32 protein-coding genes and 1 pseudogene are annotated in these 23081 nt (G+C 46.9%); 25 read left to right on the top strand and 8 right to left on the bottom strand.

What is annotated here, in order from left to right:
* The 11 genes from SALPA_RS27885 to SALPA_RS31765 all read left to right on the top strand — a co-directional run bounded on the left by SALPA_RS27885 (position 1) and on the right by SALPA_RS31765 (position 10013).
* Positions 1 to 366: a hypothetical protein gene (locus tag SALPA_RS27885; RefSeq protein WP_145101649.1), complete on the top strand. Its 366-nt coding sequence runs from the start codon at positions 1 to 3 to the stop codon at positions 364 to 366.
* Position 367: 1 nt separating this feature from the next.
* Positions 368 to 967 carry a hypothetical protein gene (locus tag SALPA_RS27880; protein WP_145101647.1) on the top strand — a complete coding sequence of 200 codons (600 nt, stop codon included), beginning with the start codon at positions 368 to 370 and terminating at the stop codon, positions 965 to 967.
* Positions 964 to 1356 carry a C40 family peptidase gene (locus tag SALPA_RS27875; RefSeq protein ID WP_145101646.1) on the top strand — a complete coding sequence of 131 codons (393 nt, stop codon included), beginning with the start codon at positions 964 to 966 and terminating at the stop codon, positions 1354 to 1356. The genes SALPA_RS27880 and SALPA_RS27875 overlap by 4 nt, the downstream gene beginning before the upstream one ends.
* A gap of 75 nt (positions 1357 to 1431) precedes the next feature.
* A complete protein-coding gene (locus SALPA_RS27870; RefSeq protein WP_145101644.1) occupies positions 1432 to 6492 on the top strand; it encodes a phage tail protein in 5061 nt (1686 codons plus the stop codon).
* Positions 6492 to 6794, top strand: coding sequence for a hypothetical protein (locus tag SALPA_RS27865; RefSeq protein ID WP_145101642.1), 303 nt, complete (start codon positions 6492 to 6494; stop codon positions 6792 to 6794). Before SALPA_RS27870 ends, SALPA_RS27865 begins: the two co-directional genes overlap by 1 nt.
* Positions 6794 to 7501: a hypothetical protein gene (locus SALPA_RS27860; RefSeq protein ID WP_145101640.1), complete on the top strand. Its 708-nt coding sequence runs from the start codon at positions 6794 to 6796 to the stop codon at positions 7499 to 7501. Before SALPA_RS27865 ends, SALPA_RS27860 begins: the two co-directional genes overlap by 1 nt.
* A gap of 15 nt (positions 7502 to 7516) precedes the next feature.
* Positions 7517 to 9154 carry a pyocin knob domain-containing protein gene (locus tag SALPA_RS27855; protein WP_145101638.1) on the top strand — a complete coding sequence of 546 codons (1638 nt, stop codon included), beginning with the start codon at positions 7517 to 7519 and terminating at the stop codon, positions 9152 to 9154.
* A 13-nt stretch (positions 9155 to 9167) separates the two neighbouring features.
* Positions 9168 to 9443, top strand: a complete 276-nt coding sequence (locus SALPA_RS27850; protein WP_145101636.1) for a hypothetical protein — start codon at positions 9168 to 9170, stop codon at positions 9441 to 9443.
* A gap of 1 nt (position 9444) precedes the next feature.
* Complete coding sequence (locus SALPA_RS29360) at positions 9445 to 9612, top strand: hypothetical protein (protein WP_186451266.1); 168 nt, start codon at positions 9445 to 9447, stop codon at positions 9610 to 9612.
* 45 nt (positions 9613 to 9657) lie between these two features.
* Positions 9658 to 9858, top strand: a complete 201-nt coding sequence (locus tag SALPA_RS27845) for a hypothetical protein (RefSeq protein WP_222428146.1) — start codon at positions 9658 to 9660, stop codon at positions 9856 to 9858.
* Positions 9859 to 9878: 20 nt separating this feature from the next.
* The gene (locus SALPA_RS31765) at positions 9879 to 10013 is read left to right on the top strand and encodes a hypothetical protein (RefSeq protein WP_255451396.1); all 135 of its coding nucleotides are present in this window, start codon (positions 9879 to 9881) and stop codon (positions 10011 to 10013) included.
* On the opposite strand, the gene SALPA_RS27840 is transcribed toward SALPA_RS31765, so the two are convergent.
* Positions 9994 to 10236 (bottom strand): hypothetical protein, encoded by a 243-nt coding sequence (locus SALPA_RS27840; protein ID WP_145101632.1) that lies wholly within the window; start codon positions 10234 to 10236, stop codon positions 9994 to 9996. The genes SALPA_RS31765 and SALPA_RS27840 overlap by 20 nt on opposite strands.
* A gap of 129 nt (positions 10237 to 10365) precedes the next feature.
* Here SALPA_RS27840 and SALPA_RS27835 point away from each other — a divergent pair, with 129 nt between their 5' ends.
* From SALPA_RS27835 to SALPA_RS27815, 5 genes are all read left to right on the top strand, one after another.
* Positions 10366 to 10818, top strand: coding sequence for a holin family protein (locus SALPA_RS27835; RefSeq protein WP_145101630.1), 453 nt, complete (start codon positions 10366 to 10368; stop codon positions 10816 to 10818).
* A complete protein-coding gene (locus SALPA_RS27830; RefSeq protein WP_145101628.1) occupies positions 10815 to 11363 on the top strand; it encodes an N-acetylmuramoyl-L-alanine amidase in 549 nt (182 codons plus the stop codon). The genes SALPA_RS27835 and SALPA_RS27830 overlap by 4 nt, the downstream gene beginning before the upstream one ends.
* A gap of 19 nt (positions 11364 to 11382) precedes the next feature.
* Positions 11383 to 11559, top strand: a complete 177-nt coding sequence (locus tag SALPA_RS27825) for a hypothetical protein (RefSeq protein WP_255451395.1) — start codon at positions 11383 to 11385, stop codon at positions 11557 to 11559.
* 45 nt (positions 11560 to 11604) lie between these two features.
* Positions 11605 to 12231: a hypothetical protein gene (locus SALPA_RS27820; protein WP_145101624.1), complete on the top strand. Its 627-nt coding sequence runs from the start codon at positions 11605 to 11607 to the stop codon at positions 12229 to 12231.
* Between the two features lie 137 nt (positions 12232 to 12368).
* Positions 12369 to 12623, top strand: a complete 255-nt coding sequence (locus tag SALPA_RS27815) for a hypothetical protein (protein WP_145101622.1) — start codon at positions 12369 to 12371, stop codon at positions 12621 to 12623.
* Between the two features lie 376 nt (positions 12624 to 12999).
* On the opposite strand, the gene SALPA_RS27805 is transcribed toward SALPA_RS27815, so the two are convergent.
* From SALPA_RS27805 to SALPA_RS27800, 3 genes are all read right to left on the bottom strand, one after another.
* Positions 13000 to 14166: a site-specific integrase gene (locus SALPA_RS27805; protein WP_145101620.1), complete on the bottom strand. Its 1167-nt coding sequence runs from the start codon at positions 14164 to 14166 to the stop codon at positions 13000 to 13002.
* Positions 14167 to 14273: 107 nt separating this feature from the next.
* A complete protein-coding gene (locus SALPA_RS31760) occupies positions 14274 to 14402 on the bottom strand; it encodes a hypothetical protein (RefSeq protein WP_255451394.1) in 129 nt (42 codons plus the stop codon).
* Positions 14403 to 14626: 224 nt separating this feature from the next.
* Positions 14627 to 14971, bottom strand: coding sequence for a helix-turn-helix transcriptional regulator (locus SALPA_RS27800; RefSeq protein WP_145101618.1), 345 nt, complete (start codon positions 14969 to 14971; stop codon positions 14627 to 14629).
* 189 nt (positions 14972 to 15160) lie between these two features.
* Here SALPA_RS27800 and SALPA_RS27795 point away from each other — a divergent pair, with 189 nt between their 5' ends.
* From SALPA_RS27795 to SALPA_RS27760, 8 genes are all read left to right on the top strand, one after another.
* Positions 15161 to 15382: a helix-turn-helix domain-containing protein gene (locus SALPA_RS27795; protein WP_093797755.1), complete on the top strand. Its 222-nt coding sequence runs from the start codon at positions 15161 to 15163 to the stop codon at positions 15380 to 15382.
* Between the two features lie 49 nt (positions 15383 to 15431).
* Complete coding sequence (locus tag SALPA_RS27790; RefSeq protein WP_145101616.1) at positions 15432 to 15791, top strand: hypothetical protein; 360 nt, start codon at positions 15432 to 15434, stop codon at positions 15789 to 15791.
* A 151-nt stretch (positions 15792 to 15942) separates the two neighbouring features.
* Entirely contained in the window at positions 15943 to 16269 is a 327-nt protein-coding gene (locus SALPA_RS27785) for a single-stranded DNA-binding protein (protein WP_186451265.1), read from the top strand.
* 54 nt (positions 16270 to 16323) lie between these two features.
* Complete coding sequence (locus tag SALPA_RS27780) at positions 16324 to 16860, top strand: N-acetylmuramoyl-L-alanine amidase (RefSeq protein ID WP_145101612.1); 537 nt, start codon at positions 16324 to 16326, stop codon at positions 16858 to 16860.
* A 155-nt stretch (positions 16861 to 17015) separates the two neighbouring features.
* Entirely contained in the window at positions 17016 to 17267 is a 252-nt protein-coding gene (locus SALPA_RS27775; protein WP_145101611.1) for a DUF1659 domain-containing protein, read from the top strand.
* Positions 17268 to 17311: 44 nt separating this feature from the next.
* On the top strand, positions 17312 to 17536 hold the full coding sequence (locus SALPA_RS27770) for a DUF2922 domain-containing protein (protein ID WP_145101609.1): 225 nt from the start codon (positions 17312 to 17314) through the stop codon (positions 17534 to 17536).
* Between the two features lie 26 nt (positions 17537 to 17562).
* Positions 17563 to 17718 (top strand): YvrJ family protein, encoded by a 156-nt coding sequence (locus SALPA_RS27765; RefSeq protein WP_083945765.1) that lies wholly within the window; start codon positions 17563 to 17565, stop codon positions 17716 to 17718.
* The gene (locus SALPA_RS27760) at positions 17715 to 17936 is read left to right on the top strand and encodes a hypothetical protein (RefSeq protein WP_145101606.1); all 222 of its coding nucleotides are present in this window, start codon (positions 17715 to 17717) and stop codon (positions 17934 to 17936) included. Before SALPA_RS27765 ends, SALPA_RS27760 begins: the two co-directional genes overlap by 4 nt.
* A gap of 125 nt (positions 17937 to 18061) precedes the next feature.
* Here SALPA_RS27760 and SALPA_RS27755 read toward each other — a convergent pair whose 3' ends face one another.
* The 4 genes and pseudogenes from SALPA_RS27755 to SALPA_RS31755 all read right to left on the bottom strand — a co-directional run bounded on the left by SALPA_RS27755 (position 18062) and on the right by SALPA_RS31755 (position 21066).
* Positions 18062 to 18496, bottom strand: a complete 435-nt coding sequence (locus SALPA_RS27755) for a universal stress protein (RefSeq protein WP_145101604.1) — start codon at positions 18494 to 18496, stop codon at positions 18062 to 18064.
* A gap of 58 nt (positions 18497 to 18554) precedes the next feature.
* Positions 18555 to 19521, bottom strand: a pseudogene (locus SALPA_RS27750) (class I SAM-dependent methyltransferase).
* Between the two features lie 209 nt (positions 19522 to 19730).
* Complete coding sequence (locus SALPA_RS27745; protein WP_145101602.1) at positions 19731 to 20948, bottom strand: MFS transporter; 1218 nt, start codon at positions 20946 to 20948, stop codon at positions 19731 to 19733.
* Positions 20938 to 21066: a hypothetical protein gene (locus SALPA_RS31755; protein WP_255451393.1), complete on the bottom strand. Its 129-nt coding sequence runs from the start codon at positions 21064 to 21066 to the stop codon at positions 20938 to 20940. The genes SALPA_RS27745 and SALPA_RS31755 overlap by 11 nt, the downstream gene beginning before the upstream one ends.
* A gap of 112 nt (positions 21067 to 21178) precedes the next feature.
* Between SALPA_RS31755 and SALPA_RS27740 the strand changes: the two genes are divergently transcribed.
* Complete coding sequence (locus SALPA_RS27740; RefSeq protein WP_145101600.1) at positions 21179 to 22057, top strand: LysR family transcriptional regulator; 879 nt, start codon at positions 21179 to 21181, stop codon at positions 22055 to 22057.
* Positions 22058 to 23081 lie beyond the last annotated feature (1024 nt).

Genomic DNA, 23081 nt, shown 5'->3' with positions numbered 1-23081 from the left:
ATGCTAATATTTCCAAGTGATTTCCCGGCCCCGGTAATCCCAGAAGCGGAGTCCGGAAGCTTCAAGGAAGATTTCCGGGATTCCACAATATCAACCACAACGGATGCAAACTACAAAGTTACAAGACCACGCGCCAGTAGAATGCCTGGTACGTGGTCTTATTCATGGCGCGGGGTGTCTGATGCCGATTATCAAAAATTGATTGATTTTTGGTTTACTGTCAACGGTACCGCTGGTATGTTTTATTTTGCTCCGTATTATGGGCCATATGCCGGGGTGCCCAAAGTAGTCCGGTTTACTGCGAAAGGCGACTGGCAGCCGTACGCGGAAGGTTATCGCGGCTCCCTAACCTTCGAGGAGGTATAACATGCTAATCTGGTCAGCAGCCGGTATTCTTGAAAAAAATAAACTTGCCAACGACAAACCGTTCCTAGTACTAGTGAAAATCGACGTAGACGGCATACCGGAGCCAATACGCCTAGTACGGGATAACCAAAATCAAACATGGAACGATCAACTGTGGCAGCGATTTCCTATCGACTTCGATCAGGTAAAAGAGGACGGCAAGGAACTTTCGACAGTAAACCTAAAAGTTAGTAATGTTCAAGGGATAATTCAATCATACGTACAACAATATCGTGGCTTTTGTGACGCAAAAGTAAAAATCATGGTGGTGCATGCAGCCCATTTAGATAATCCAGTCCCTGAAGTGGAACTGGATTTTATCATTACCCAAACAAAATATGGTGAACAGTGGGTTACGTTCATCATTGGCGCGTCAAATGACCATAGCTTTAGGTTCCCGTTTTGGCGGTATATGCGGGATTTTTGCCCATATCATTACAAGGATATTCAGTGTGGATATGCGGGTGATTTACCGGAATGTGACTATACACTATCGACGTGCCGCTGGAAAGGAACGAATCCGAATCGATTTGGCGGGGAACAAGGGATACAGTCGACATGATAGAGTTGGATGATTTACTTGCAAAAGGACGTTTTAAGGACGGCGGGCGCGGCCCCTATGAATTCGACTGCTGGGGCCTTGCCTGTGAAGTATATCGCCGTTACGGGAAAACGCTATCTGACTACCGTATTTCAGCTATGGACTATGTAAAAATAGGTCAGCAAATGGCCGACGAATCACCCATGTGGGTAAAAGTCAAACCGCCTTTGCCTGTTCCTTGTCTAGTGGTTATACGCCTGGCTTGCGGCTCATGGGCTAATCACGTTGGCGTATATATTGGTGACGGAAAATTTATCCACGCTTATTCAGCTAGTGGCATATGTGTTACGCGCATATATGATCCTGGTTGGAAAAATAAAATCCTGGGGTACTACGTGCCAAGGGAGTGATAACCAATAATTGAAATCATTAAAGTAAAAAATCCATTTGATAGAGCCTGCCGGGAAGTAGAGCAGGTTATTTTTGTGCCTGGGAAGCGGCTAACAGAGTATATCGAAGAACCGGATATTGATTATATACTAAACAGCAACTTTGTGGAGCAGCCAGAACTAACCTATCCGGCTGATGGGGATCAGATTGTAATAATGCCACATGTCAGCTCTGGACTTAAAAAAATTCTTGGTACAATAGCTTCCATGTTATTAATGTCTTATGTCGGTAATATTGCCGGTGGCCTATGGACTGCGGGCAAGGTTGGTCTAACATCATATCTCGCTGCCGGTGCAGTAATGGCAATCGGTGGCAAGCTAATCAATACTATGTTTGGCACCAAGGCAAATAGTATTAGTTCCGAGGGATCATCCCAGACATACGGCTGGAATACACCGTCCCCTCTGTCTGGCGAGGGAAATGTCATTGGTGTAACTTATGGCGAATGCATCCCGGCACCCCAGATACTAGAAACTCATATTGATACCGTAAACGATAAACAGTATTTAAATGTTTTGCTTTGTGGCGGCATGGGGCCGATTGACGAAATTACTGATATCAAAATCGGCGGAAACCCAATAGAAAACTATACTGATGTGTCATACGAAATTCGGTACGGCACAAATGATCAAGAAGTAATCCCAAACTTCGGGGACACGACCAATAATCAAGAATTGTCATACGAACTGTCAGAATCTAATTGGTCTACACAATTAATTGACGGTAGCAACGCAGAAGGGCTGCAAATTACACTTGAGTTTCCTAATGGGCTATACCACATAAATAAAAAGGGAAATTTGGAAAATGCATCTGTAACGCTTGCAGTTGAGTATCGTTTACAGGGTGATTCTGCGTGGACTAACTGGTTCGGTAATGGTTCTCATATTGCATCTACATCAATAGCGGGGGCGACGTGTTACCCTACTGCACCTGTAGAAACATGGACTATAAGTGTAATAAATACGGGTACTGGTACTAATGTGGTAATAGTAAAAGGCAGTGTATCTGGCACACAATTACCAACCGCTGGAGGCGCAATAGTTGATAATGGGAGAATAAAATTTACTGCTCCTAACAAAAGGGGTACATATAAAATAGTGATTGCCAATAACTCAATAATTTCCGCAGCGCAAAACACGGCAGTAAGACGGTCTTTTAGGATTGATAATCTAACTGCTGGTAAATACGAAGTGCGCGCAAAAGTAACCGCCAGATCAGCCGCAACAACATCGACCATGGACTGCACAACGTGCTATTTGACGCAACTAACCAGCATAATTTATGATGACTTTTCCCGACCCAACAAAGTATTAGTCGGTATTCGCGTTTTAGCTACTAGTCAATTATCCAGCGGCATGCCTGACGTTACCTGGCGGCAAAAACGCAATACCGTTTATGTTTGGAATCCTGAAATATCAGCATACGAAACCCGCGCCGCAAACAACCCAGTTTGGGCAGCATACGATATTTACCACCAGTGCAGGTATTTAAAAAATATCAACACTGGACTATATGAATACACCGTGTTTGGCGTGACTCATACTCGACTTGACCCGTACTGGGAAGAATGGGTGGAATGTGCGGCCTATGCAGATGAGCAGGTATTAGGAACCGATAGAACGACATACGAAAAACGTTTTGAGTTTGACGCATTTTTTGATAGTGCTCAGAAACGATATGATGCAGCGCAGCAAGCCGCGAATGTCGGACATGCTACCATAATGCCCCGTGGTAACAATATCGGTATCGTTTGCGACAAACCTGGCACTATGACACAAGTGTTCGGTGAGGGCCGGACTACCATGTCGAGTCTGCAGGGAACATTCTCCGGCATAGACGACCGAGCCACGGCGGTTGAAGTCGTTTTTTCGGATACTGATAACGATTTTAAAAATAAACAATTTTTAGTTCGCTCCCCGAAATGGGCTGCACAGACAGCCGCGCAGGACAATCCTGCACAGCTGCAATTATTTGGCGTGAAACGTAAGTCACAGGCGTACCGCGAAGGTATGTATACGCTGGCTAACAATCTACTAATAACTCAGTTTGTGGACATTGGCACCGACATTGACGCGCTTGTTTGTCAATACGGGGATATTATTGGGTTAAATCATACAGTTTCCGAAATGGGGATTGCATCTGGACGTCTTATATCAGCTACTGCTAGTACAGTAACGCTCGATAAGACCGTCAAATTGACTACTGGACAATCATATCAGATTATAATTACCCTGTCCGTTAGTGATGTAATTGTAAAAAGAAGCACTGTCCCGGTTACTGCAGACACTGAGACGAATGTATTAACAGTAACTCAACCGTTTACCGTTATCCCGGCACAGTACGACAACTACATGTTTGGGGAAGCTGACAAAGCTGTTAAGCCGTTTCGAGTGGTGGGAATAGAAAAGTCAGGGGACCTGACATGTAAGCTCAGCCTGGCTGAGTATGTTGCAGGCGTTTATACCGGAGACTTAAACTATCCAATTATAGATTACACGCCTCAGACAAGTACGTTGGCAGATGTCATAGGCATGTCGTTGTCTGAGGAAAGCTATCGAACGACGGAAGGTACTTCGGTGTCGCTTATTCATGCATCGTGGTCACTACAACAAGGTAAGTCCGCAGACAGTTTTCACGTGTGGTATTCCGACGATAATGCAAGCTGGATATTCTGGGAATCAACCTACAATATGATGTCAACCATAAGCGGGATTATCCCAGGTAAAACGTATTATGTTAAAGTGTGTGCCTCAAACGGGCTGCAGCAGTCAGCCGGGGTAATAAAAAGCATTCTGATAATAGGAAACACGGATACGCCGCCTGTTGTTACTGATATTACGTTCGAAGAGCATTCCAGGGATGTGGGTAACGGTGTTGTTGTTATTGATCTGCAGGTATCATTTACAACGCCTGATTATGAGTTTTATAAATACTGTGATGCTTACATGAAATCAAATAACCCTGCAGCGGACGAAATACTAGAAATAACCGAATCCATGCTAAGCACTCCATATGAGGATCTTGCTACTGTGCAGCAGGGATGGAAGTTTTTTGGCAATCCGATCAATACATTTACTGTGCAAAATGTTGTGCAAGGGCATATATACTCATTCAAACTGGTGTCAGTGGCAAAAGGGGACATTAAGGCAGACTTTGACACTGCCCCGACAGCAACATATACAGTCGGCGGCAAGACATACGCGCCATTCAAGCCAAGCGGGTTTGCTATAACCATAACCGAGACAGCAACCCTGTCTTGGATGGCTGCAACACAAACCGATGTTGATTTTACGGAAGCTCGCACAGACACCAATACCGGCAGTGACACTAATAAACTAATCAAGACAACAGCAAATAAAGCAGTGGTTACGTTGCCAACTAGATCAGGGAGGGTGTATCTGTACCACCACAATACTGCTGGGAAATATTCTGACGATGTATGGGCCGAATATAACAAGCCAGCACCTGCCGCGCCAACAAACGTAATAATTACAGACATATTCCAGGGTATTGTGATAACATGCGATGCTCTACCTGCTTATTGCTTGGGGATTAACGTCCATATCAATGACACGGTTTATTTTAGTAAAAATAATAGCTATACCTTTAAAACCACTGGTGGTATTTATGATATACAAATTGCGTACGTTGACCTGTTTGGCGAGGGAATATTAAGTGCCGTAGTTCAGAAAGTAGTTAAAGCAACTATTGATCCAGCACTTATTGCTAAGGAATCGTTGTCGCTAGAAATGATGGATGCGCTGATAAAGGCCGCAGTAGCCAAGGCACAAGTAGCAATAGATCAAACTGTACTTAATACCGCACTTGACGGAGTAAGCGAAGATTTATCGACTGCTATTACAGACGTAAATACCAATATAACTAATACAAAGACAGAATTAAATACCACCATTACAGCACTTGATCTCGCTAAAGTTAGTAATATAACATTCACAAGCCAAGTTAATGCACTCACTCAGGCTGACACAGATAATAGATCATTGATTAATCAAAATGCTAATAGTATTACTTCCATGATAGGAACTCTTAATAGTGCACCGAATGCTGCAGGGCAATATTCTGCTATCTCTTCAGTAAAACAAACAGCGGACGCTATTATCACGACATTGGGTAAAGCCCCAGATGCTGTTGGTCAGTATACGGCAATAACATCAATTAAAACTACAGCGGATGCTATTATTACTACTTTAGCGAAAGCTCCGGATGCAGCGGGACAATATGCCGCCATAACGACATTAAAAACTACCGCAGATGGATTGGCAAGCACAGTAACAGCTAACAAGACAGCTACAGATAATTCAATATCTACCGTTAGTCAAAAAGCAGACGCTATTATAGCTACGCTAGCAAAAGCTCCAGATGCTTCTGGTCAGTATACTGCCATAACAACACTCAAAGCTACTGCAGATGGATTAGCTACTACTGTGGCGTCTAACAAGACTTCTGCCGACACCGCTATATCCAATGTTAGTCAGACGGCAAATGCAATTATAACTACATTAGGGAAAGCACCTAATGCAACAGGACAATATTCAGCTATATCGCAACTAAAGGCCACTGCCGACAGCATTAGCACCACTGTTCAATCAAACAAGACTACGCAAGACGGAATAAATACCAGTGTTTCTAGCCAAATAACGCAGAATGCTAACAGTATAACTTCTGTCATTACGGAATTAGGGAAATCACTAGATACCTGTTCCTATACCGCAATCGCTCAAGCAAATTCAGCAATACAACTTAGAGCAACGAAAGCAAATCTAATATCGCTGATTAATGTTTGTCCCGAGGCAATTACTTTAAAATCATCATTGATTCGTATTTCTGGTGACACGCAGATTGATGGCAATGTTATTACTTCCGGTATGATTCAATCAAGTGCTATAACAGCAACAAAAATAGCAACGGGAGCGGTTACAGCCGACAAAATGAGCGTAACATCTTTAAGTGCTATAACGGCTAATATAGGGACTCTTAGGACAGCAACAACGGGAGCAAGGTCAGAAATAAGTAACAACCTTATACTTGTTTATGACGCTAATAATGTTCTTAGGGTCAGAATGGGGGTATGGTAATGCCAGCAGGATTACAATGCTGGGATGCTGACGGAAATTTAACATTAGATATTACTGATAGATTGACCAGAGTATTAGGGACGATTCAAACAGGTACAAGCGATGGTTCAATAACTGACAACAATCTCCTTTTGGGAACACCTTGGTATTTCACATATTATTTGGACGATAACCATTTCTGGAGAAGTCGTCCATTAAAAATAAGTTTTAGTAGCAATATTTTAAGTTGGGCTTTTATTAGCACTGGAGGAAATTACCAAAACACAAATATAGATACTATGATTTTATATGGGGTGTACTGATGGGAGCAGGACTACAAATATACAACAATAATAATATTTTACAAATAGATAGTGCTTTTAAAAATATACAGTTTATAGATAAACATCAAATTACAGTGTCTAGTCAATATGTTTACGATGGCAGCTTGGGAAATACACTAGACATAAGGTCAACGAGTTTGACACTTGATGCTTACCTAAATTCCTTTTTTGCTTGTAGGGTAGAAAACGGCTTAAGTGTTACATGGAGTGAAATTTACCCAAAAGATGGAAGTTCTCCAGGTATCAATTTTATTGGAGACAACGGAGCCATAGTTACAATATATCGTTTTAGTTATGCTTCTATCCCCGCAGGACAGTGCTTTGAAGTAATGAATTCATCCGGCGAGCGTGTATTTTCAGATACGGCTAAATTTTTAAAGGTATTAGATTCACGAACCGGATATGCCGGAGGGAAGCTAAGTACCGGATATGTATTAGGATCAACTTCTCACAGTTCTAGTATAAAAACTGCAGTAGCTGTTGGTGGCTGTTACTGGTTGACGGAAAATGATAATTATGCACAAACTGGTTACGCTTGGAGACAAGGATATACCTTTAATTCAACCGAAACTATAGGTTTTTGTAAACAAATTATTAACGGAAAATATATGACAAATTATACTTATAAAGACACTAGGTTGAATTACAATTATCATTATTTTGTCATTGATGTTACGGGATTATAGAAAGGAGTTGATCAAATGGCTTATGAACAGGGCGAAATTCGGGACTCTGCCAATAACATAATCCTAGCAGGGTCATGGGGAATTAAGACACCGTTCAAGGACATAATTAACATTTTAACTGAGAATGGTAGGGCACTTAAGAATGATGGTATATCCACTGCCGCCTCTGTCCCTTGGGCCGGGGTAACAGGAAAACCAACTACTTTGGCAGGGTACGGAATAACTGATGCTTACTCAAGAACCGCTAGTGATGCTAAATATGCACCGTATGGTTATGGGCTAGGCACGGTTTCTAAGCAATTAACAACCGGGACAGACCTAAATACGGTAACAATAAATGGTATGTATTATATCGTTACTCCCGTAAATAAGCCAAGTACACTTGCGGCTTGTTATTTGTTTGTGCAATCGTTCAATTCAAATTATATCCAACAAACTTGCTATGATTATGCAAGTCCCGCCACATGGCAGAGAACAATGAATAACAGTGTTTGGTCGGCTTGGAAACAATCGGCTTTTACTGACGGCCCTACTTTTACAGGCACTTCTAAATTCGGCAGCAATATACAAATAATTGGAACCACAACAGGAGTAGGTAACGTTGCATTTATTGAGTTTTATGAATCCAATGGTACTACCCGTACTGGTTATATAGGTGATGGTAGTTCTGCTAATTCAGATATTACGGTAAAATCTGATAGTGGTAGAGTGGTGTTATCAGGAACAGACGCTGTTATAACTAAAGATAATGGGGCTAGCTATCATCCTATTGCTCCACTCGACGATGCAATATTCACTAGTAGTTTAGGTGTAGTATCTAGTGGTGTGTCAATTGGGGCTAGTTTTAGTAGTAACTTTAAAATACAAACCCCAACATTAAAGGGTATGCGTCTTGGATATAATCCTACAAATAATAATGCTGTAATAGCGCCGATAGAAAATCAATCAAATGCGCTAGATATTGCCTTTTATGATGCAACTAGTGGTACTATGTTGCCGAAAGCTACATTCCTATCCAATGGGTTCGTGGGAATAGGAGATACAAATCCAAGTAGAATGCTGACTATCAATAATTCTTTCGGTTCTACTGGCACATTATTGGCTTATAATACCAATGCTTCTTACACTGGAGTGGTAGGTCAATTCAAGACCGAGGCAACTGCTAATGCCACTATATTAAGGTGTGATTCTGGAGCTACTACTGGAGTATTCTCTGTGTTTGCTAATGGAATAGTATCTACGGCAGGCCAAATAAAGTTCCCAATTACACAAAATGCTTCATCTGACCCTAATACTCTTGATGACTACGAGGAAGGCAATTGGACACCAAATGATTCAAGTGGTGCGGGACTTACACTTACCCCTGTTGCTGATGCTGCACAATATACTAAGATTGGTAGGTTTGTAATAGCTACATGCTTTGTTGCATATCCTACCACTGCTGCGAATAACGGTGCTACTATCAGTGGACTTCCATTTGCTAGTAGCTCATATTTCTCAAGCACTATGACTACTAGCTCTGGTCTAAATATTGTCGCAAGAACAACCCCATCTGCTGCAAGTATGGCTATATTGAATACATCGAATGGTCTTGCAACAGTAGCACAATTAAGTGGAAAGTCAATAGGTTTTACTATAATATATACGATTTAGGGAGGTTTTGTTAATGTCGGTTTTTACAGAAGAAAGTGTTTATTGTCCAGAGGTAACAGAAAGATTCTTTATAAATGTTAAAAGAATTGACAAGGTATTAAAGGACGGAGAGGTAATCTCGATTACCAACCATCGTCATGTACTTGCTCCCGGTGATAATTTAAATAATGAAGATTCTGTTGTCGTTGCGGTAGCAAATGCAGTATGGACACCAGAAGTAATTGCAAATTATAAAGCTAGTCAAACGACAACTGAAACTGAAACAACTATAGAAACGGAGGTGATTTAATATGACAGTAATAGAATTAAAGGCTGAAATCTTTGACATAGTAGCTGCACAAGAACAGCTTAAAGCTCAGTTTGAACAACTTGATAGAATGAAACAAGGGAAACTCCAAGAACTCCAGCAATTATTGCTACCAGATAACGAGAAGACAGTAGCTGATAAAGACGCATAGGCGTCTATTTTTATTATATAAGGGGGAATCACCGTGAATATTAAAATGAAAGTCAATGGAAAAAGCGAGTTTAATAACGGAACCACTATTACGACAAACATCACGTTGACACCGGTTACAGATACCTCATCAGCAGTGCAGGCCCAGGGAAGTATTACACTTGTTACTCAAGATCAAACTTTTGCTGATAGTATCAATTTTCGTGATGTGCTGGAATTAGAGGTTAGTAATACTTCGACGAAATAAATTATATTGGAGGTCTACATATGAGCGAGCAAAAAGAAACTGCTCAAACAATAGGGACTGTTGAGCGGTTAGAAGATCAAACAATTATTAGGTTCGGAAAATCAGAAGCGGTTATAACTAAGGATTCAATAAACGTTAGAGTTCAATCGACATAGTACCATCGTTATTATCAAGTAATTTCTTATTTGACTTGATAATAGTTAAATCAGCATACTGGGATATATCTAAGACTAATCCATTAGGATATGTTGATACGCATCTATTACATTTCGCTGTTTGGGTAATTTCAGTCTTGATATCTTCGGATTTAAGACCGTATGGTGTTTTAATAGAAACATTAGTACCTGTAGGAAAAGTATAAATATATTCGTCGGACATGCTTATCACCTCCCTTCAGAGGTGATGATTCGACAAAAACCAATAATTTCCTGTTAAGGAGGTCGTATGCCGCGTGAGCCGTGCCGCTAAAATGCGGTTATTTTTATTTCAAGAAGGAGTGAACGTATATTGAACGAAGTAATAAATTTTTTTCGCGAAATTCTCCCTGTAAAAATGGAAATGGAATGGGGGGCAGCCGTGTCAATTGTTGGCACGGTTTTTTGTTATGTAGTCGGTGGATGGGATGGGCTTATTGAAGCTTTGGTGTTTGCTATTGGGATTGATTATGTATCAGGTATGCTTGCGGCCTACATCAATCCTGATAGCCAGCTAAATAGTCAACGCGGATTTCGCGGAATTTGTAAAAAAATAATGATTTTGTTATTGGTCGTCTTGGCCCACTTCCTGGATCAAGCAACACACCAAGAAGTTATTCGTACTGCCGTAATTTGGTTTTTCCTGGGAAACGAAGGTCTATCCATAATTGAAAACGCTGCAAAAGCGGGTCTACCCATACCGGACAGTCTAAAAAATAGTTTAGAGCAACTAAATCATCAAAAAGCGGAGGTAATGCAAAAATGAAAGTATTAGTTAATGCCGGTCATGCCCCAAATGGAAATCCAGATCCGGGAGCTGTCGGCCCGAATGGATTGCGAGAATGTGATGTTACCTGCAATGTTGCCCATATGACAGTTGATTATTTACAGGTCGCAGGAGTGGAAGCGGATTTTATCCAGTCTGACAGCCTGGAAGAAATTTGTGAAACGGCAAACGCGGGTGGGTATGACCTATTATTGTCGATCCATTGCAACTCGTTCAATGAAACTGCTGTAGGAATTGAGGTTTGGACTTCCCGAGGTTGGACAAAAGCAGATATATTTGCTAATAAACTCATGGATCAGATGCACGGCACATTTCCGGACCAGGTTGTCCGCGCAGATTGGTCAGACGGTGATGTTGATAAAGAAGCCGGATTATATGTCCTAAATTATTCCGATTGTCCAGCTGCTTTGTTTGAACTTCCGTTTATTTCGAATCCTGATCAAGAAGCCTGGCTGGCAAATTCGGATAATCAGCGGGAATCAGCCAAAGCCTTTGCACGGGGTGTTACAGATTACTTTGCGTAAAAAAAATGGAGGAATGAACATGAGAACCGAGATCAAACAAGTACAGAAAAAATTGGACAATGCTGGACATAAGGCCGATGATGCGGTAGAAGCCGTGGCCGAAAAGCATAACTTTGAAAAATGGCAGGTTTGGTTAGGTGTACTGGTAGCGTTGATGGCCGCTGTCGGCATTGCGCATCTAGCCGGGTGGATATAAAAATAGCGCCACATAACGCGGCGCTTAATAGAAGGGGTTGGAGGTATGTTTAGTTTAACCAAGCGCCAGGCTGTTATGCTTGGCGCTGTTTTATTGTTGGTAGTGGCTGGGTATTTGCTATACCAGCATAATGCGGCCCAAGAAGCGCGACTGCAGCAGGCCGTTACAATGACGGCCAAACAGGCAGAGGATATCAACGTTTTGCAAAATGAGCTTAAAATATCAAAACAAAATGCGGAACTGCTGGCCAAGGCTGTTGCAGATGCCCAGGTCGGGAAACTACAGCCGGAAGTAAAATTTATTGTACAGGCCCCAACTGTCCAGACTGCAGCCGAAAAGATAACTGAGCAGATAAACCAGCAGGACAACTCGCTGCCGCCGCTGGCACTTGAAAAAACGGACCGAACCCTGGTTGTGCAGAATGAGCAGAAAACGCCTGAATCCAACTGGGATGTAGGCATTTTCAAGGTAAATAATTATAAAAATTGGTATGTTGGTGCCGGTATTGGTGTACATGATAGTGACTGGTATTTGCCGGTATCTGCCCAACGGAACTTTAGTAAGGATGCTGCTGTCGATGTGCAAGCGCATCTCAATACTAATTTAAAGGAAGTAAACGGCGGACAGATCATGTATAAACGCGCCGTGAATAAATTATTTTTGCTATTTTAACCACTGCCGCCTGCCAGGTTCGCCTGGTAGGCTGATTTTTTTATTTACTTGCGTTTTTAAGCAAATATTGCCGCTTGTCAATAGCAAACGTTTGTTCTATAATAAACACAAACAAATGTTCTGTAAGGAGGTTCCTTATGCCCACAACCGATACCCCTAACAAACATAAAATATTCGTAAAAATAACAGCCGAGCATGACACAAAGGGTAACATCAGGCCGATTCTACTTCACTGGGAAGATGGACGGAAATTCGAAGTTGATAAAGTCCTTGATGCGCGTCCTGCAGCATCACTCAAAGCGGGCGGGTATGGTATGCGATATACTTGCTGGATTGCAAATAAGCAGGTGTATTTATTTTGTGTTGAAGGAAGATGGTTTATAGAAAAATAACAAAAATTAAAGTCAAAAATACCGGGAAATAATTAATTTCCCAAAAGCAAATTGTCCCTTATTTTGCACCTTATGGAGTGATATAAGGGACAAAAAACAGGTTAAAACAGATAAAATATAAAAATAAATTTTAAAATATATAAAAGATACCTGTTGATTTTACGCGGGTTGTGAGGTATAATCAGAACATAATTTTTTGTAAACATGGCAATACCTTTTGACTACGAATCAAAAGGTCGCAGGTTCGAATCCTGCCGGGGTCGCCATAGATATTTCAAAGGTTTTACGATACTTTCGTAAAGCCTTTTTTGTCGTTTTTATAGCAATTTGACAACAACCGTGACAACAACACGGTCGAATTGCTTTTTGTACATTTTCATTGCAGTGGTGTTTCATGGTCGGTCGGGGCAGCCGGAAAGGAAGAATTGAGCCATAAGGCGATTTTTTCCTGGCCGCCGGATATCCTGTGGGTATAGACATTGAGAAGCATCTGGGTAGTGCTGTGGCCGAGCCGGTATTGGGCGTCCTTGATGCTGGTGCCGTTTTCGGAAAGCCGGCTGGCATGGTCGTGCCGGAGTTTATGAAAGGTGATCGCGAGATTTGCCTGTTGGGCGATCTTTTGAAATTGTTTGGACCAACGGCGAGGGTCCTGAAGTTTACCGTTGAGATCGGGAAATACCAGTTCGTTGTTTGCCCAGGTTTTTTTGTTAGCCCGGATAAATAGCTTCTGGCGCTCCTGGTGCAGCCGGATTTGCTGCATGGTGACTTCCGGCAGGGGCAGGACGCGCTGACGGGCAGCTGTTTTGGTATCATCGAGTTTGGTACCGTGATCAGTGATGATCGCGGCCCGACGGATGCTGACGGTATCGGTGCTGAAATTAAAGTCTATCCACTTTAATCCCAGCAGTTCGGAGCGGCTGATGCCGGTGGCCCATTCGAGCGACAGGGCGGTATACATTTCTTCATCCGGTTCGGCAGCCGCGAACAGGTTCATCCATTCCAGCTGGGTCAGCGGTATAAATTCCTTGCGCCGCTTCTTGGGCAGTGCAACCGTTTTAAACGGCAGCCGGTGCAGGATTTCCTCATGAAAGGCTTTGTTTAGGGCAATGCGCAGGACGGCAAAGGTAAGTTCCGCCAGGCGCGGGCTGCCGCCGTTATCTTTAATCTGATTGACCATATGCTGAATATCAATCCCCCTGAGTTTTTGCAGTTTTATGCCGCCTAGGATGGGCAGGATGTGGGTTTCGACGACCGAACGGTAGCCGGCGTAGGTATTTTCCCGGACACTGGCTTTAGCGTAGATGGTCAGCCATTTTTCCACCCACTGGCCGACGGTGATTTTATCGGCGTCGATGTAGACCGGCCCTTTGCGTTGTTCGAACAGGGCTTCTTTCTTTTGGAGCACTTCGCTTTTGGTCTTGCCGTAGCAGTATTTGCGGATCACTTTGCCGGTCTTATGGTCCCGCCCGAGCATGATCGAGAGCATCCAGCGGCCGTCGGACCGTTTGCAAATGGTTCCTTCGCCATTGGACCGTTTTGCCATGAGCACACACCACCTTACAATTTTGTTCGGTGGCAAGGGCGGCTGTGCACTGTTGTTGTATAACCCGTTGCCACCGCATGCGGTTTGCAACGAATTACAGGCACAGCCTAGCTTGATTGGGCAGTCAGGCCGTGAATGGCGTCAGTCCCTTTGCTTTTAGCGGGCAGGTCCTTACCCATCGAGCGACCATACTGTCGTTGATAAATACTGCCTTTGCCATAGTTACTTTGTTTCATATCACACACCTCCTTTGTTGACGATTGCTCCAGTCATTTGCCGCAGGGCTTGTCCCCCTGTTATGGCGGCGTCCCGGAGGCACGCAGGCATTCTGCCACATGCGCCATACTCACACACCATCCTTTTTATTTTAAGTCCTATGTAGTTATCAGCGGCCGCCACTCGGCCGCTTTTTCATTTCCGGCGCTTGCCGCCGGGATACAACATATTGCGAATCCACCGGTTAACCAGGGACAACCTTGTCTTTGTCTTCAGCTTTTAAGGCTGCCACGATTTTTTCGATGACGGCCCGGTCGGCTGGTGACAGGCTGGCAATGTCTTTGGCCAGATCGGTCACGTCGGCTGGCAGGGACATAACATCTGAGTCGAGGCCAAGTAAATGATCGGTTGAAACTTTTAAGATGACAGCCAGCCGGGCCAGTGTCTCGCCGTCCGGTTCGGTCCGGCCCCGTTCCCAGCCGGCTACTGTGGACTGATTGCCGGCGCCGATGGCCTCGGCCAGAGCGGCCTGGGACATATGGAGCTGTTCACGGGCGGCGCGCAGGCGTTTTCCTAGTTCTTTGCTCATGTTTTTTCACACACCATCACATTTTATTTGCACACACTAAAAAGAGCTGCTACCCACATTGTACTCAGTGTATTGCGATTTGTAAATATAAAATTGCAAAATGTATTGAAAAATAGTAAAGCCTCACTTATAATTATTACATAATGCAATGTTAATATTGCAATGATCAGTTTGTGGGAGGGATTGTTTATGACAAACACCAAGCTGGTGGTTACGGTCAAGGAGTTTGCGGCCATGACCGGTATCGGTCAGAACCGGGTACGGGAGTTTTGCTATCTGCCGGATTTTCCGGCGTCGAAAGAGGGGAACCGTTTTATTATTCATGTGGAGGCCGCCAATGAGTGGCTGCGGCGGCGGACCAGCGCCAAGACGGGTGTGGATACGGCCGGTTTAAAGCGCATCCTGCCGTGAAAGGGCACCGGAAACAAGCTGTCTTTAACCGGTGGAAGTGGGCGGGGCCATGAATTACATTACCGAAATCAATGCGTTTTATGCCAGGCTGCTGGTGCGGCCGCTGTCGAGTGAGGCCCAGGCTTTGTGGAATGTGTTGCTGCATTTGTTCAACCGGGCCGGATGGCCGCCCCGGCTGACGCTGGCGGCCAGTACGCTGCTGGGATTTCTGGGTTACAGCTATGCGACGTTGTCGCGGGCCAGGAGTGAGTTGGTGGTGGCCGGGCTGCTCGTTCATACGCCCCGCCCAGGCCGGCTGGCGCCGTATTATGAACTGCAAGCATTAAGTGGTAAGGCTGTGGATAAATCTGTTGATAACCCTGTGGATAAACCGCGCCTGGCCCTGGTAAAGCCCATTTGCCAATCATAATGAATGGCAAATGGAATGGCAAAACCGGGTTTGTCAATCATTATGATTGGCAACCTGAATACATTATTTAAACGTAAACTTTATTTATAAACGTAAACCAATAATAGTAGTAGAGCCTGTGACTATGTGGACAACAAGGGGGAGGACGGGCATGAATAAGGTCTTTCTGGTGGGAAGCTTGTCCCCGGACCTGGACATGCGTTATACCATGAGTGGCAAGGCGGTTTGTTCTTTTTCTTTGACCGTCGCTTTTAAGACGAAAGTACGGGAGGAAACCGATGCGATTGACTGTGTGGCCTGGGATACGCTGGCGGAGCAAATTGGCCAGGCGGGGGAAGGCGGCCGGCGGGTGGCCATTGAAGGCCGGCTGCATACCCGGCAGCTGGAGGGAGCGGACGGTCAGCGGCGGAAAGTGACCGAGGTGGTGGTCCGGGATGTGGAGTTTTTGGACAGGCCGGGATTGGCCCGGCCTGGTTAGCTGACGGACCAGGTATGATGAACAGCAATTGAATTTGGATAGGAGGGAAGGTTTATGAAGATAGTCCTTGATCCCGGCCATTCCGGTCCGGTGGAGCCGGGGGCTTGCGCCGGCGGTGTGCGGGAGTGTGATGTGGTGCTGGCCATAGCCAGACTATTGGCAGAGCAGCTTGAGGAGCAGGGATATGAAGTCTTACTAACCCGTAGCGGCGATATTGCCACCGATGATCTCGCCTTCCGGGCAGAGCTGGCCAATGTACATCAGGCCGACCTGTTTATCAGCATCCATGCCAACAGTGTGGCCAATCCCGCTGCCCGTGGGACAGAGGTCTATCATTTTCCGGGGAGCGAACAGGGGCGAAGATTGGCAAGCCTGATACAGAGGCGACTAGTGGCGGAGCTGAATACTGCCGACCGGGGCGTTAAGGAAGCAAACTTTCAGGTGTTGCGGGAAACGCAGTGCCCGGCGGTTTTGGTGGAGGTTGCGTTTGTTTCCCATGAGCAGGACCGGCAATTGTTGACGGCTTATGCCGGGCAACTGGGGGCGGCAATTGCTATTTCCACGGCAATTACTCAATATGCCGGTAGATAACTCTTGACATATTTGCGAAATGTATTTATGATAAATACAAAATGAAATATTGCCCCTGGAACGGGTAATCGTTGGTGACCCGCGTGGCCATAGGCCGCGCTTGTCATAATCCGTTCCAGGCGTAGAAGGCACACCTCCCGGGGTGTGCCTTTTGCGTGGGACAATCGGGAAGGAGGCAAAACGGAATGGCGATAGTAAAAGTGCCGCAAAACAGCACGATTGCCATTAAGCTGCAAAAGGGCATCACGTCTGCCGGCAGTCCGGCGTACGTGACCCGGAATTATCCCGGCAAGCCATCGGCCACAGACCAGGATTTGTTTGATGTCGCTGTGGCTTTGATGGGGCTGCAGGCGTATCCGCTGGTGGATATTGCGCGGGTGGACAATGCTTATTTACTGAGCGAGTAAGTCCTGGCAGTGTAGCGAAACATTGAGGGAAGGAGGAATACCTAATGGCTGATACCAATACCAAAACGCTGGAAATGATTTTTGCCACGGAAAGCGGCAAAGAGGTCACGGTGGCGGTCAAGGACCCGAAGGACGGCCTGACGCTGGCCGAGGTGCAGGCGGTGATGAACACCATCATTGCCAAGAATGTATTTTCCAGTACCGGTGGCGATCTGATGAGTGTCAAGGAGGCGCAGATCCGTCAGCTGGCGATTACCGAGTTAACCTAAGCTAAGGCTGAGAGGAGGCCCTGCAAATGGAAGAAATGGCCCGCCTGACGGCGACCTACGGTTTTCCCATGGTGGTGGCCTTCTATCTTTTGGTCAGACTGGAAAAGCGTCTGACCGAACTGACCAGCGCAATCAATCAGATGTGCAGCTGCGTTGAAAGGATGGAGGTCACAAAGAAATGATCTTAAAAACAGTGTACGGTCCGCCGCCGGCGGCTATGGAACGGATTGAGGCGGTGGAGCCGGAGGAAGAAAACTGCATCCGGGAAGAGCCTGCGCCTGGACTTCCGGCCAAGAACCGGTGTTTTCGCAATGAACCGCAGACGCATAAAGCCGGGCAATTGGCCGGTGTGGTACCGGATGACAGATACCGGTCTGTAAGTGTCACCGCCGTAAGGTGAACTGACGGTTATTAATTTAATCTTTTGCAGGAAGGACAGCAGCACGCTGGTGGGGCGTGCTGCTGTGTTTTGTGGGGAAAGCCGGAAGAGTTCTGAGAAACTCTTCTTTTTTTATTTCAGTTTCGCTATTTAATTACCATTACGGGGATTTTGGCGTACGTTACCAGAGTACGCGCCACACTGCCCAGCAATAAGCCGGCAAAGCTGCCCAGCCCCCTGGTACCGCAGATAATCATGTCAGCCCGGCAGGAATCGGCATGAAGCAGAATTTCTTTGACGGCATTGCCAAAGAGCGAATGAGTTGTGGCCTCAACGCCGTTTGACTCACAAACAGCCTGGACTTCTGAAAGAATCAGCTTAATTTCCTGTTCCGCTGCTTCTCTTACTTCCGGGGATGCATAGGCACCGGCGGACCGTGTACTGATGGCGGAAGGCACCAGGACCATGATCACGTCGATTGTAGCATGCGCGAGCTGCGCCATGTGGATGGCCCAGTTCAATGCCTGCCTGCTGTGTTCGGAGCTGTCGTAGGCAACAACAATTTTTTTCAGATCAATCATTTTTCACTACCTCTTTTCCATAAACGTACTTGGCGTCCCGCAGGAAGAACCCTATCTGTTAACGGCTGCCGTATACATGGTCATAGGTTAACGGGATACTGTTATTCAGATCTTTGGTAAATAGCAGCTGGTAGATATCAAGCCCGGATACCCGGAAGGCGGCTGCGCAACCGCGTAAATATAAACTCCACATCCGTATGAAGCGTTCATCGTGTCTTTGCCTGATCGCGGCGATATGCTGCATAAAGTTCTCATGCCACCGTTCCAGGGTCAGGGCGTAATGCAAGCGCAGGCTTTCCGCCTGCAGCAGGTGCAGCTGATTTTCCGGTGAAATCCAGATGGTTTCACGTAAGGAAGGAACATAGCCGCCGGGGAAAATGTACTTTCCCATCCAGGAGTTTGCCGTAGTTTCACAGGCCCGTGATGGTGTGCAGTAAGAACATGCCGCCTGGTGACAATAATTCCTGAACCTTGTCCAGGTATAACGGTAAATTGTCCTGGCCAACATGCTCAAACATACCCACACTGACGATTTTATCAAAACGCATTTGGGCGGCATCGATGCTTTGGTAGTTGAGCAACCGGACATCCACCCGGTTTTCCAGCCCCAGTTCCTGGATACGCTGCTGTGTATAGCGGTATTGGTCTGTGCTTAAGGTAATGCCAGTCGCTCTTACCTGATAATGCTGGGCGGCATGCAGTATCAGGGCGCCCCAGCCACTGCCAGTGTCCAGTAGGGTTTCATCAGGCTTCAGATTTAATTTTTTCAGGATATGGTCCATCTTCTGCAGCTGCGCTTGTTGCAGCGTATCCTGTGATGTTTTGAAATAGCCGCAGGAATAGCTCATGGTGTCATCGAGCCAAAGGGAAAAAAAGTCGTTGCCGATGTCGTAATGGTGGTGGATGTTTTGTTGTTCGCTTTGTATCCCGGGGTTGCTTTTTTTAGTAATCTGTCTGGCCGTATTCTTTGAAGCAGGTTCCCGTCCGGGCGTGTTGCGGGAAAGAACCCGCAGTACTTCGTCCATAGGGCCTTCAATGTCGACCGTTCCATCCATATACGACTCACCCAGTGTAAGGATGAGGTCATCCGTAATGGTTAGCTGCGGTTCTTTATGAAAGATGACGGTAAATGCCGGTGGCTCTTTTCCGTAGTTTTTCCGGTCTCCGTCCCAGAACAGAACGGAGAAGCTTCCCTGCTTCCAGGTATGAAACAGGATATGCAGTGCGGCTTTTTTTAACATGGTTTCACCTCTTCTTCTTTTAGTGCATTCTCAGCTTGTTCCCTGGGGAAAACATAACGGTCTTTGCCTGCACACAAGCCGAAATAGAGCAGGAGCACGGTGGCCAATATCCATAGGACGATGGAGGATGTCCAGGTTTGGGAGTAGTCAAACAAAAAGCCAAGCAGTGCCGGGCCAGTGGCTGCCAGCAAATAGCCTACTGACTGTGACATGCCGGACAGCTCGGAGGCTTGTCCAGCGCTGCTGGTGCGCAGGCAAATAAACGTAAATGCCAGGCTGATGCTTGCTCCGGACCCGGTGGCAATCAGTGCGATTCCCAGCAATAGCAGGAAAAAGCCGCTGCCCAGGAAAAAGATCAGCATGCCGGCTAAATAGATCAGACATACGACGACGGTAATTCCGCGCTGATCGCTGCAGCGGTCGGCGAACACAGGCGCGATGAAGCTGGCGGGAATAGCGCAGATTTGGTAAAAGGTCAGCATCCAGCCGGCCGTCGCCGCATTGATGCCGTAGCTGCGGAGGATCGCGGGCAGCCAGGCGACTACGCAATAGAAGAGAAACGACTGCAGCCCCATGAAGAGCGAAACTTGCCAGGCCAACGGGGAGCGCCAAATGGAGGCGGGGGCAGCAGCAGCTTTCCGCAAGGCGGCAGGGTTAGGCTGCCGGAGCTGCGGCAGCCACAGCAGCAGGGCGGCCAGGACAAGCACAGCCGAAGCGTCCAGTGTATAGCGCCAGCCTAAGTGCAGACCGTCGGCAAGAGGGATGCTGAGCCCGGAGGCAAGACCGCCTGAAATAAACATGGAAACACTGTAAGCACTGGTTACAATCCCAACTTTGTCCGGGAACTTTTGTTTGATTATGCTGGGGATGAGGACATTGCCGGCGACAATGCCCAGCCCGATAAAAAAGGTTCCGGCCAGCAAGGCGGCAGTCCCGCCAGCCGAGCGGAAGAGTACGCCTGCTGTTAAAATCAGCAGGCCGATCAGGATAGTAAGTTCATTGCCGATTTTGCTGCCTAACATGGAAGAAGCTGGCGAAAAAGCGGCAAAAACAAGTAAAGGCAATGCTGTCAGGAAGCCGGCCAGACCATTGGAAATGGCAAGATCAGCCCGGATTAGGTCGACAAGCGGTCCCACGGCCGTCAGCGGGGTTCTCAAGCAAAAGGAAACAAGGATAATTCCTGCTAGGAGTACGGTTTTTTTAGTATTCATCACCTGTTTTGTTCTCCTTCTCGATCTGACATTCACACATGTCCGGAATTGATGTTGCACAGCCTAAGCTGTAATAAGCAGCATATTGATGTTCACCTCCCGGTAGTAAGTGCTGCATAATCCCGTATTGTCACAGTTCGTATTATAAATGGTATAATTGATAAATTAAAATATATGTTATAATATATAACCATAACTTAGGATATATTGAGAGCGGAGGAGACACTTGTATGGAATTATTGCAGCTCAAATACTTTCAGGTCGTTGCCCGTACGGAACATATGACCAAAGCCGCTCACGAACTGCACATTGCCCAGCCAGCCCTCAGCATGACCATTGCCCGTCTGGAAGAGGACCTGGGAGTGCCTTTATTCGACCGGTTAAACCGCGGCATTGCCCTTAATTCGTATGGGCGGGCTTTTCTTAAAAGTGTGAATACGGCGCTGGCTACTCTGACGCAAGGCCGTCAGGAGCTTGCGGATTTGGCGGGAATGGAGCACGGCACCTTGTCGATTGCCACAACGTGCCTGGATGAGGATTTCAGTAACATGATCGGTTCTTTTGTCAGCCAGCACCCCTTAATGCGTTTTCGCATTATGCAGTTGTCAGAGGATGAAACCAAGCTGGAGCTCCTGGCAGCGGGGGATGTTGACTTCGGTTTTATTAATCAGACCATTCAATGCGCTGATGTTGCCAGTGTTGAACTGCTGTCGGAAGAGTTGCTGCTGGCGGCGCCGCCAGGGCATTCTTTCGGCAATTGCCGGACGATTTCGCTTGCCGATCTTGCCGGTGAATCCTTCGTACTGCTAAAAGAAAATCACAGCATTCGGAAACGCTGTGATGAGCTGTTTGAAAAAGCCGGCTTTGTCCCCAAAATAGTGTGCGAATGCGATGAAATCAGCGCAATAAGGAATTTGGTTCATGCCGGACTGGGCATTTCGTTTCTGCCGGAACCCTTCAGTAAAGAGGTTGCCCTGCCGCTTACCTTTGTTAAAAACAAGGAACTTACCTACCCCAATACGCTTTTTCTCGCCTGGAATGAAAGGCGGTATTTGTCTAAAGCCGCCGTTAATTTTAGGGAGTATGTGATCCGGTATTATACCGAATAGGTGCCACTACAAGCAAAGAGGATGGCAATCGCGAAGAAATCTTCACAATTGCCATCCTCTAAAATATTTGCAGATATGAGGCCCGCTCCGCATCCCTGCGGGCGGCGCTGCAGCCGCTGACGCGTCTTCCGCCTGCCGTCCTCGGGCTGCTCCGCTCAGTGCCCAAAAGACGGATACCACTCTATGGCTGCCCGTCCGCTCCTTGCGGCGTTCCGCTGGCGCTGCACTCTCCTCATCCGCTCCCGTTCAGCCACCGCTACGCTTAGAGTCGTATCCTGCCGGGCGTCTGTTCATAGTCTGGGCAGGGAAGGCAGACCGGAGCACTCCTTATCACTCGCGCCCGGACTGCGGGGAACGTCGGCTGGCCCCGCACAGCTGCGCGGGGCCCCGGCAGGCCACTCCGGCAGGCCCGGCCGAAACACCACCGGCCGACCCAGCCGGGCGTCCTGCCGATCGCCGGGAACGGAAAACAAAGTACGTAGCCCGGAGAACGGGGGCAACCAACCGCTCTGCCGGGCCACCTGGTGCCACTCGCCTGGCCAGGTGGCGAGCAAACCGTTCGTACCCTGCCGTGGCCGCGCCCGTCCCGCCCCGTGGACACGAAAAGCCTGTGTCCACTCTCCGTCCTCCCTTCCCCCCGAGCCCCCCATCCCTCCTGAATGGCGTTGCCGTCCAAGCTGTGGGCCGCGATTGAAATTCGGGGGGAAGGGAGGACTCCGGGCGCCCTAGCGGGAAGGACTACCCCCCAAACCCCCCGCTAAGGAGCGGCCGAACAAATTGGGGGGTACGCGGCCGCGGCAGGGCCCTTCACTAGCCGGGAGGCAATCAGACGGCGGCGGCACCAGACGGCCCGGCTCCGCTCCAGGGAACCCACCCCCTTAATCCCCCTCCCGACCGAATAAACGGGAGGGGGAAGCGACAGTCCGGTGCTTGCAACTCAATCAACGGCTTACAATGAGCAGCCGCCAAAACCACGCGGCTGCACATCGTAAGCCTGGCCGGTGGCGATAGTAAGCTTGCCAGG

The organism is Sporomusa sp. KB1 (genome assembly GCF_007830295.1).
Taxonomy (GTDB): Bacteria; Bacillota; Negativicutes; order Sporomusales; family Sporomusaceae; genus Sporomusa.
This window is presented reverse-complemented; position numbering and strand designations above follow the sequence as displayed.